Source organism: Streptococcus sp. HMSC067H01, assembly GCF_001814775.1.
Classification (GTDB): Bacteria; Bacillota; Bacilli; order Lactobacillales; family Streptococcaceae; genus Streptococcus.
Window position 1 is genome coordinate 1 of sequence record NZ_KV817773.1, and the last position, 8,810, is coordinate 8,810.

At 41.7% G+C, this 8,810-nt stretch carries 13 protein-coding genes and 1 pseudogene; all 14 read right to left on the bottom strand.

Annotated elements, in window-relative coordinates; genetic code table 11:
- Positions 1-28 precede the first annotated feature (28 nt).
- A complete protein-coding gene (locus tag HMPREF2987_RS00710; protein ID WP_075228926.1) occupies positions 29-352 on the bottom strand; it encodes a hypothetical protein in 324 nt (107 codons plus the stop codon).
- Positions 349-702, bottom strand: coding sequence for an HK97 gp10 family phage protein (locus HMPREF2987_RS00715; protein ID WP_075228927.1), 354 nt, complete (start codon positions 700-702; stop codon positions 349-351). The genes HMPREF2987_RS00710 and HMPREF2987_RS00715 overlap by 4 nt, the downstream gene beginning before the upstream one ends.
- Positions 683-1,000, bottom strand: coding sequence for a phage head closure protein (locus HMPREF2987_RS00720; protein WP_054365589.1), 318 nt, complete (start codon positions 998-1,000; stop codon positions 683-685). Before HMPREF2987_RS00720 ends, HMPREF2987_RS00715 begins: the two co-directional genes overlap by 20 nt.
- Positions 997-1,275: a hypothetical protein gene (locus HMPREF2987_RS00725; RefSeq protein WP_075228928.1), complete on the bottom strand. Its 279-nt coding sequence runs from the start codon at positions 1,273-1,275 to the stop codon at positions 997-999. Before HMPREF2987_RS00725 ends, HMPREF2987_RS00720 begins: the two co-directional genes overlap by 4 nt.
- 3 nt (positions 1,276-1,278) lie before the next feature.
- A complete protein-coding gene (locus HMPREF2987_RS00730; RefSeq protein WP_075228929.1) occupies positions 1,279-1,560 on the bottom strand; it encodes a hypothetical protein in 282 nt (93 codons plus the stop codon).
- A gap of 10 nt (positions 1,561-1,570) precedes the next feature.
- Entirely contained in the window at positions 1,571-2,986 is a 1,416-nt protein-coding gene (locus HMPREF2987_RS00735) for a phage major capsid protein (RefSeq protein WP_075228930.1), read from the bottom strand.
- Positions 2,952-3,560 (bottom strand): HK97 family phage prohead protease, encoded by a 609-nt coding sequence (locus HMPREF2987_RS00740; RefSeq protein ID WP_054368725.1) that lies wholly within the window; start codon positions 3,558-3,560, stop codon positions 2,952-2,954. Before HMPREF2987_RS00740 ends, HMPREF2987_RS00735 begins: the two co-directional genes overlap by 35 nt.
- Positions 3,532-4,752: a phage portal protein gene (locus HMPREF2987_RS00745; RefSeq protein ID WP_138030405.1), complete on the bottom strand. Its 1,221-nt coding sequence runs from the start codon at positions 4,750-4,752 to the stop codon at positions 3,532-3,534. Before HMPREF2987_RS00745 ends, HMPREF2987_RS00740 begins: the two co-directional genes overlap by 29 nt.
- Positions 4,749-6,485, bottom strand: a complete 1,737-nt coding sequence (locus tag HMPREF2987_RS00750; protein ID WP_075228931.1) for a terminase large subunit — start codon at positions 6,483-6,485, stop codon at positions 4,749-4,751. The genes HMPREF2987_RS00745 and HMPREF2987_RS00750 overlap by 4 nt, the downstream gene beginning before the upstream one ends.
- On the bottom strand, positions 6,482-6,844 hold the full coding sequence (locus tag HMPREF2987_RS00755) for a P27 family phage terminase small subunit (RefSeq protein ID WP_075228932.1): 363 nt from the start codon (positions 6,842-6,844) through the stop codon (positions 6,482-6,484). The genes HMPREF2987_RS00750 and HMPREF2987_RS00755 overlap by 4 nt, the downstream gene beginning before the upstream one ends.
- A 109-nt stretch (positions 6,845-6,953) precedes the next feature.
- Positions 6,954-7,235, bottom strand: a complete 282-nt coding sequence (locus tag HMPREF2987_RS00760; RefSeq protein WP_263480687.1) for an HNH endonuclease — start codon at positions 7,233-7,235, stop codon at positions 6,954-6,956.
- 55 nt (positions 7,236-7,290) lie between these two features.
- Entirely contained in the window at positions 7,291-7,500 is a 210-nt protein-coding gene (locus HMPREF2987_RS00765; RefSeq protein WP_075228933.1) for a hypothetical protein, read from the bottom strand.
- A gap of 305 nt (positions 7,501-7,805) precedes the next feature.
- On the bottom strand, positions 7,806-8,354 hold the full coding sequence (locus HMPREF2987_RS00770; protein WP_054365603.1) for a site-specific integrase: 549 nt from the start codon (positions 8,352-8,354) through the stop codon (positions 7,806-7,808).
- Positions 8,355-8,562: 208 nt separating this feature from the next.
- Positions 8,563-8,810, bottom strand: a pseudogene (locus HMPREF2987_RS00775) (transcriptional regulator); the annotation flags it as partial.

An 8,810-nucleotide genomic window follows, 5' to 3' on the forward strand; every position in this document is an offset into this window, starting at 1 on the left:
TTTTTTTTTCGTCATGTTCTTCTCCTTCTTAAATTAGACTGACATCATATATGACTTGATAGAGCCCTTCTGACTCAATGTACATCTCATCAGAAAACTCAAAAAAGAGCTTGTTTTGATTAAACAGGCTCTTTAATGTATCTTCCAATGCTTCATTTTTCTTATCAGTAATCAGTTCTACCGTAACTGATTTGATAGTGTGATACGCTTCATTATCAGCATTGAGATTATCCTCTCCATCCTGATAATAGACTGCGTAGGGTGGTTTAGGTTTTTCCCCTTTCCTGAATTGACGGTAACGGCACGGTATTCCCAATTCATTCATGACAGCTGCAAATTCTGATAGTTTCATTGGCCAATTCTCCTGATGAGTTCTTCAAATTCGGCAATAGCTTCTTCTTCCACTGGTGCGATATGGACCTGCGGGCTCGTTCGTCCACCATCACGGTTGACATGCCCATTTTCAAGTAAATGGGTTAGGCGATAGTCAGGTCCTCTGACATATGCCACATAAGTTCCGTTCTTTAATCGTTTCTTGGCCCATTTCTTTCTATAGTTTCCTGTCATCTTTGGGCTGCTGACCCTTAACTTGGCTACAGCTTTATCGACAACATCGCTAGCAGCTTCATCAACTTCTTGCTCAACTTCTTCCGACCACTCTTCCAGTGCAGACATGATTTCGCTAGTTAGATCCAGTGCCATTTTTTACTACCTCACAAGTCAATTCGATGATATCCCCATTTTCAAATGTCTTGATGACCTCGTATCTCACTCCTTCAAAATCCACATACACCTGATTGTCATACTCAAAATCGTGGACCTCAAGTACCATGGAAGGATTCATGTTGGCTTGTGATGCAAAATAATACTCTGACCGTGTGAGAGACCGCTTATTGCATGATACCTCAACACCTACCTCTTTGTAGGTTGGTTGTAGCAACTCATCCAATGTCGGCTCTTCAGAAAGCGAAATTAGGGTGCAATCTTCATTCCATCTCATGACTCTGCCTGCTTCCTATATGTGATTTGATAGTCGTGCAGTTTCTGCTGTAGATAGCGTGGCATGGTTGGCTGGTCTTTGTTGATGTACTGGTAGTATGTCCAATCGGCAACGAAGGTAACATGGTGAGGTAGATTCAGGTCAATGGCAATGCCCTTGACTTGTTCTAACTCATCAATAGAGCTTTTGATAAGCTTCATTAGATATTCGTCGCGTTTGTCGGACTTGATACCTTCTTTCATTTTAACCAGTTTCAAGACATCTGAATCTTCCATGGCTTACTCGCTTTCTTCAAAAGATTTTCGAGTTGTAGTGGTTTCTGAGGACAGCTCGCTTGCTAACTCGGACACAGGTTCAGAAACACTTTCACTTACTGATTCGGAGTGCAGTATTTCTGTTTCATCCAAAACAGCTACAAGCGGTTCTTTATTCAAATCGTTCAGATAGTCTACTCGGTCTTTTGCCGTCACAAACTCCTCATCTTTTCTCCGAAGGCCAATTGGAGATTGGCTATCGGAAAAAGTTACGAGTGCTTTAACTCTTACATCAACTGAATTCATGGTTTACCTCCTAACCTGGTGTGTTAGCCCTGTCTGCAGCGAATGTCACATCTGTTGGTGCTGGGGCAACTGCTCCATCTTTACCTGATGCATTGACTGCCACGAAAGCCTCACCAAAGATTGGACGCCCGTCATAACGTGCAATGCCCTTGAAGACAGTATTGTCCTCGATGAATTGAGCATGTTCAGATTGGGCCATGGTTGCTCCCTCACGTTCTGCTAAAATGTAAAGAGAGCCAAAGCCACCGATAATATGTCCATCTGGGATGAAATTTAGTTCTTCAACATCACCGCCAATGACAGGTAATGTATTGTCAAGACCTGACGCGATTGCTGCAGCCGAGTTGAAACTCATCAACTTAATTTTCAAGTCTTGATGTGTTTTGCGAGACATAGCCCAGAAGACATTGCCGTCTGAGTAGTCGGCATCAATGACATTTAGCTTAGTAGCCAATTCCTGATAATATTTTATAGGATCAGTGATTTTAGTAGGTACTACTGACAAGTGAGTAGAATGCAGGTCAGTCCAATCTGGCTCATTCTTACCCCAGTAGTTAGGTTTCTGGGTTTCTGCCAAGCGAGTCACAATACCAACAGGCATCTTAGTCCCTTTACCGTAAAGGATAGCCTTATCAAGAGCAAGACCAATGGCTTGAGCGAGACCCAAAAGAATTTCGTTAGCAAGGTTGAGGTCTGAGTCCTTCAAGATGGAATTAGGGACAGCTGTAAAGCCACCAACCTTGTAGCCGTCAACTTCGACTTGATTGAATTTGAAATCAACTTCATTGAGTTTTCCAATCATCTCCGTCCAGATACCTTCTGGGATTGTACCAGCGATGTTCTGACGAGCTTCGCCCTTCACAGGTTTGAGCCAAACTTTAGTGATCAGTTTTGAATATTGGTCCATGTTGTTGCGAAGCAACTCCAAGAACACTTCTGGAATGGTCAATTCTGAACCATTGACAGCACGTTTTTCTTGGATAAGGCTGCGTGTGTTTTCTAGGAATGACTTGACTTCGCTGCGTTCTACCAATTCAGCCATAGCAGTGCGAGTCAATCCACCAAAATATTTGTTTCGTGTCATAGTTGAGAGTTCTCCTTTTTGTTTGTTTCGGTTTTCAGGTTCAGCAGCAGGTTCTTCTTTGGGTTCATCTTTAGGCTCCTTGCCTTCCAATGCAGCCAATTCTTCTTCAAGTTCGTCAATTTCGGATTGGATAGCATCGACTTTGTCTTGATATTCAGCTTGTTCCTTTGTCAAAGTGTCGATTTCTTCTTCGACAGCCTTGATTTCTTCGTCAGACCGTGCTTCTTCGATGGCTACTTCAAGCTGAGCACTGCGTTCATCAAAGTTATTACCGTCGTTCAGATCAGACAAGCTTTCTTTCAAGACCTTAATTTTGCGACGGAGCATGAGTTGTTTTAGCATGGGTTAATTTCTCCTTTAATTGTTTTTTTCGGACTTCCAAGGTCCGATTTTGTAGATTTTCAAAATCTCGTTTCCGAGCTTGAACACTAGTAGCTTCATATGCTGGGAAAGTTACGATAGATACTTCATGTAGGTCAATCTTCTCAATTGTCCACTTGATTGTTCCATCTTCACGGAATTCTGTTGATTCTTCGATGATGTTAAAACCAAATGAACATTGATCCACATCTCCACGTTGAACACGAGCATACAGATTAAGTGCATCAGTATCTTGTTCGTTGATAACAACACGGGCCCATAGTCCCTTGTCATCAGCTTCCAAAGTCAATGTACCAGCCTTATTACGACCAAGTACAAGCTCTGTATTGTGATTGATAAGCGCTCGAATATCATTCTCGAGAGTATCATCAAATGCGCCACTTTTGATTTCTTCAAAAGCACCTGGCCACAATTCTGTTTCAGAGCCATAGACTGCAAAATAACCTTCAATTACTTTCTCTTGTTGGCCTTCTTGTTGTTCACGAACAGCAAGTTCAGATTTAAAGCTACGAGTCAGATAGGTTGTTCTCTCCACTTATTTCTCCTTTCTCTAGTTTTTTCTGATCGCCAATCTTGTCCGCTGGAATAAAGTTTTCCAAAATGACAAGCTGGTCCAACCCTTCTTTTGGTGGCAAGTTTATCCAATTACGGACTTCATTCCCTTCCATCAATCCACGAATATAGAGATTTGAGCCAATTTCCGACAAAGCCTTGAGGTCGTAAGTCAGTAGACTTCTCCAGTTCAAAATAAAATAGTGATGTGGAGAAAGTAGCAACTTGGCTGTCAGTTCCTGTTGAATAATCTCAGCGATGGAGCGTATGCGAGTGGTGACAAAGTTATCAAACTCAGCTTTATCGAATTTACCGACACCGACAAAAAAGGCTGGTACTTGTAAGATATTGGCAATGGTTGTCTTATCTACTTCCACACTGTCCTTGATGGCAATGTCATTCAGACTAAGTGGTTTGATTTGCTGGACATCTATCATCTCAGCAGGAATAATCCATGGCTTGCCAGCCGTAGAGTTTTTTAGGTACATGTCAAATACCTTGTCACGACCTTCTTCCGAAGCAAGCTCTGCCGTATTGGCATCCGTCTTGACAATCAGAGATGGCATATACTTCCCAGACATAAATTCATTTTTTGTATCCGAAGCCTGCTTGAGATTTTTCAGCAGGTCAGCCATGACAACCCTATACCCTTGCCCAAGCCAAGGCTTTTCAGGGTGGACATTCATGGCAAAGTGTAGCACTTCGTCAGGTCCATACACTTCTTGGTAATCATAGACAACTTGATAGTCAAAGCTGGTCCCGTCAAATCGTATTTTTGATGGTGGCAATGGTTTCAAGTCAGCAATCAAGCCATCTTTGTCAATGATTGGATAGACAACGCTATTCCCATCGCCTTCCAAAAGCATTGACCTGACAATGTTGGCTACCCACTTCTTACGGCTCATCCACTTGTAAGGATTGACATCAATCTTGCGAGATAGCTCATTCTTGAGCCGAATGTCGCCTTTTTCTGTGTTCTCCATCAAGTGGATGGTCATGGACGAAACCATGTCAGCAATCCTATCAACCGCCGTCCGAACTTCTGGACAATCAGCAAGCCGAATATAACCCTGTGACATGGATTTTTTGAAAAAATCCTCTGACACAAAGACTTGCATAGCAGATGATGGCTCAGACCGAATTTGATTTGTGTTGTTTTTCTTTCGTTTTTTCAATTTCTTCCTCCGTTCAACCAAGCAGAAGCGTTGCCTGATTTCTCGCTATCTTCTAGCATTTGACAAGCAGCAAACACCGACGCATCGAATAAGTCAATACGCATAGACTTCTCGACCTTTTCATACTGGATCATGTCATCGACCTTTTCAATCCCACGGACATTTCCGACACAATACTCATATGCGTCAGAATGGCAATAGTAAAATTTCCCGTTGAGTGACTTGGTTTCAATTCGTCTGAAGCCTTCCGACTTTTTCCAGAAATACTGTGGAGCATCCACAATCTTGAACTTGGCCTTTTTCATACCTGAGAAGAACTCACGACCGAACTTCTTATCAAATCCCACACGTTGGATTTTGAAACCCATATCCCTCATACTGACAAACCAATTCACGATGTCGTCATAGGAAACTGTTGGAGTGTTTGACATGGTCAACCATCCATCTTGTTCCCAACCAAACAATGGAATACCATCATCATTAGCCTTCTGATGTGCAGCAGTAATTGGGAAGAATGCATGAGTGATAACAATGTCCACATCTTCATAAGTTCCGTATAGAGCTGCAGCAGTCAAATCATGAAGCTTGGACAAGTCTGCACCACCATACCATTTGATAGGCAACTTAACCAAGTCTTCCAAGGTCCAGTCATAATTCAAATCAGAGTTGATAAAGTCCTGAACATTGAAATATGCCGTCATTGAGTTAGTGAAGACATTGAGGGTCTTGTTAAAGAATTCATTCCGTGTCTGTGGATCAGCCAATGCGACCTCTGCATCGTGGACAAGTTCCTTGAGCTCGACCGTCACACCAAGCGACGGATTGGCTTGCTGGATGTAGATTGGGTTAGTGAAATCGACTATTTTCCCATCTTTATCGGTATCCGCATCACAGATAAACAAGAAATAACTGTCATCTTCCACAGTTCCATCAAGAACCTTGTCGCAGTACTTCAACCGCTGGGCTAAGAAACCGTTTGGCTTGTCCCCTGCAGTCGTGATGGCCATAAGCAACTTATTCCGATAAGCCCTCTGGGCATTTTTCATCAGCGTGTACTTCTTGGATGACTTCATCCCGTGGATCTCATCTAGGATGATGATGTTCCCGTTGAATGAGTCCAGATTGTCTTCTTCAGCAGCAAGAGCATTGATGGTGAAAGAGCCTTTGGAAAACTCCTTACGGATTACATGCTCATTGTTGTTATCCTTGATTTTGATGGACTTATCTTTCCAGAACTTGACTGTATGCGTTAAAAAGTCAAAACTCTCTCGTGTTTGTTTGAGAGAGTTGGCTAGGATATACACATTTGAGCCACTTTGGTTATCTAAGATAGCAGCTGTCAAAGCCAGGGCAGAGGCAAATGGTGTTTTACCGTTTTTCCGTGGCAACATAAAAAGCGCTTCAGTGAAACGCCTTATTGTTGTATTTTTACGATAAAAACCAAAGAGATTGACGATACAGAAAATCTGCCAAGGTTGCAAAATGAAAGGGGCATTTGTTAAGGGCATACCCTCCAAGGATTCGCCTTTCCTGTGTACAACCAAACCCTGAATGAATTTTACTACAAAATCAAACTGCTCATTTCTAAAATCAAACTTGTCGCTTGCAAGGTCATCGAGAAACCTCTGGCAAGCCTTTATTCTCCTCTTGCCAGCAATTATCTTGCCAGAGACTACATCAGTTGCATAGTCCACCGCTATTTTGAAGTTGGGTGAATTGTTTTTGATCATCATAGCAGATTAGCAATCATGCCTTCCAGACCTCCAGCATCCTTTGGTTTAGGTGGTTCGATTCCGACAGCCTTTGGATTTAAGCCAAGTCTATCCGAATAGGTAACAATATCCTTGCGAAGATTTTCCATGGACTGAACCAACGGTGTCTTTCTCTCAACAATGGTGCCTCTACCTGTTTCATGCTCTTCTGTGAACTGTGACCCATTAGCCAAGAACTCTTCCCGAGCGTTCTGGTAGTCATAGAGCAAGCCAGAATAAATTTCGATGATATCATCATAATGCTTTGAGTAGGTCCCCATTTCTTTCATGGACTTCACAATTCTGTTTTTGATTGTGCTTTGTCCTTTAGGCCTTGCCAAAAACTCCCCTCCTTCCAAAAATTTCGTGTAAAAATGTGACAAAAATCCTCACAGAATCGTAGAGGGGGAAAAAGTTCCCCTTCCCGGTCCCCAACGGCACAAAGTGATTTTAATTTTGAGGGGGGGCTTTGTGAATGACTGAAAGATTTTTATAAAATTCATCAAAAAATTTTTTTCGTTTTCTTTGCCACCACAAGCCCTGCCCTACAACTTTGTCGTTGGTTCTATCGTGAAAGGTTCCGTGTACTTTGTTAGTCAGACTAATAACATTCCAAGATACAAACTCCAGTTCTGGATATTCTGATACTGGATAAATGTGATGTACCATTTCAGCTGGAACAGTCTTGCCGTATCTCAACGATTCTTGACAGAGATACTTGTCACGTTTCATTGTACGACTTCGGAACTTATCCCAGCGACTAGACTTCAGCGTTTTACGAACAGGTTTAAATGTCACTGACTACCTCCAGTTTCACTTGGACAACCACATAATTACGACCACATCCTCTTTTCTCGAGCTCAAGTGTTGCCTCAAGTTTGCTTGAATAAGTCAAGGCTTGTCTATCACTTGTCCTTTGGCGTGGAGGAGAATATCTATAGTCAGTTCCATAAACAAATTTTCCTGTCTGTTTATTCATGATGCAAAATGTTCTCATGTTCCACTATCCTCATCAACAGAAAAGGACAACTCGTCCAGCTGTCCTACTTGTTTACAAAAATTCATGATACAAATATAACACGAAAATCGTGAGAAAAATAGTACCCTTTTTTCTCATTTTTCAAAAACTACTTGACAAGTTCTCTGCTTGGTAGTTCCTAAAATAAAACTATACCATTTTCCCTCTCAATCATCTTTAACCTATATTGTGTCACTTTCGCTTTTTTCTCAAAAGTCTTGTAAACAAAAGGTTTTCCAGCTTTCTTATTTTTCAATCTGACACTACTGCAATATGTCACATTCTTATGTTCCTAAACGGAAATTTGCTAAGGCTCGGTCCTGTTGGTCTTGGTTGATACCGATGTATCTTTTGGTAATTGCTGCGCTAGCATGATTGAACAATTCCATGAGCATGGCAATATCCTTGTACTTCTGATAATAGTGATAGCCAAAAGTTTTTCGCATGGTATGCGTTCCAACATTTTCAACTCCACAATCTTCAGCAGCTATCTTGATAATGCTGTATGCTGCCTGTCTTGTCAACGGCTTGTTCTTTCCTTTGCGACTTTGGAATAAGTAATCGCCGACACGTTTGCCTTTGATGTGTTTATCCATTTCCCGTTTGAGAAAAGCATTCATCTTGACCTTGCGACGTTTCTTTGTTTTTCTTTCTATCAGCAAAAGATACCAGCCACGGACATTAGACACCTTTAGATTCAGAATGTCGGAAATGCGTAAGCCTGTGTTAATCCCTGTCAAGAATATCAAATAGTTGCGATAGTCCCAATCTTTTAGATAATCACACATGATGTCGATGTCTTCCTTGTTGCGAATTGGTTCAACATAGTTCATAGCCTTTTCCCTCCTTTCTTGCAGATAAATGAAAAAGCCAGTGCATTTCTGCAACTGACCTGTAAATCTGTCGGGCGAGTTCTGGTTATTCTTGAAAGGTGTTCCTCTGAAAACGAAAGGCTCTTGTGGGTATCTATCCGTCTTCTCGTTCCGACACTATCATAATACCAAGATTTTCATGAGAAAAATAGTAGCCTTTTTTCTCATTTTACAATTCCCCTTTTAATATTGCATACTGCTCCAAGATAATTCTACGACGGCGATAGATTGTTGCATTGCTTAAAAATTTCTGGTCTGCAATTTCTTCCCAGCGTAGTTGTGGGTACTGCCAGCGTAGATTGAAGATTTCCTTGTCTTCGTCGATTAGGTTAGAAAGTAGCTTGTCCACAATCTCCTTGAAGCCTTCCAGGAACTTTAATGTCGGATCATCTGCGAGCTTGACCGCGATGGTTTCTG

Coding starts and splice junctions, on each gene's coding strand:
- HMPREF2987_RS00710 (WP_075228926.1), bottom strand. CDS start 352: ATGAAACTATCAGAATTTGCAGCTGTCATGAATGAATTGGGAATACCG.
- HMPREF2987_RS00715 (WP_075228927.1), bottom strand. CDS start 702: ATGGCACTGGATCTAACTAGCGAAATCATGTCTGCACTGGAAGAGTGG.
- HMPREF2987_RS00720 (WP_054365589.1), bottom strand. CDS start 1,000: ATGAGATGGAATGAAGATTGCACCCTAATTTCGCTTTCTGAAGAGCCG.
- HMPREF2987_RS00725 (WP_075228928.1), bottom strand. CDS start 1,275: ATGGAAGATTCAGATGTCTTGAAACTGGTTAAAATGAAAGAAGGTATC.
- HMPREF2987_RS00730 (WP_075228929.1), bottom strand. CDS start 1,560: ATGAATTCAGTTGATGTAAGAGTTAAAGCACTCGTAACTTTTTCCGAT.
- HMPREF2987_RS00735 (WP_075228930.1), bottom strand. CDS start 2,986: ATGCTAAAACAACTCATGCTCCGTCGCAAAATTAAGGTCTTGAAAGAA.
- HMPREF2987_RS00750 (WP_075228931.1), bottom strand. CDS start 6,485: ATGATGATCAAAAACAATTCACCCAACTTCAAAATAGCGGTGGACTAT.
- HMPREF2987_RS00760 (WP_263480687.1), bottom strand. CDS start 7,235: ATGAAACGTGACAAGTATCTCTGTCAAGAATCGTTGAGATACGGCAAG.
- HMPREF2987_RS00765 (WP_075228933.1), bottom strand. CDS start 7,500: ATGAGAACATTTTGCATCATGAATAAACAGACAGGAAAATTTGTTTAT.
- HMPREF2987_RS00770 (WP_054365603.1), bottom strand. CDS start 8,354: ATGAACTATGTTGAACCAATTCGCAACAAGGAAGACATCGACATCATG.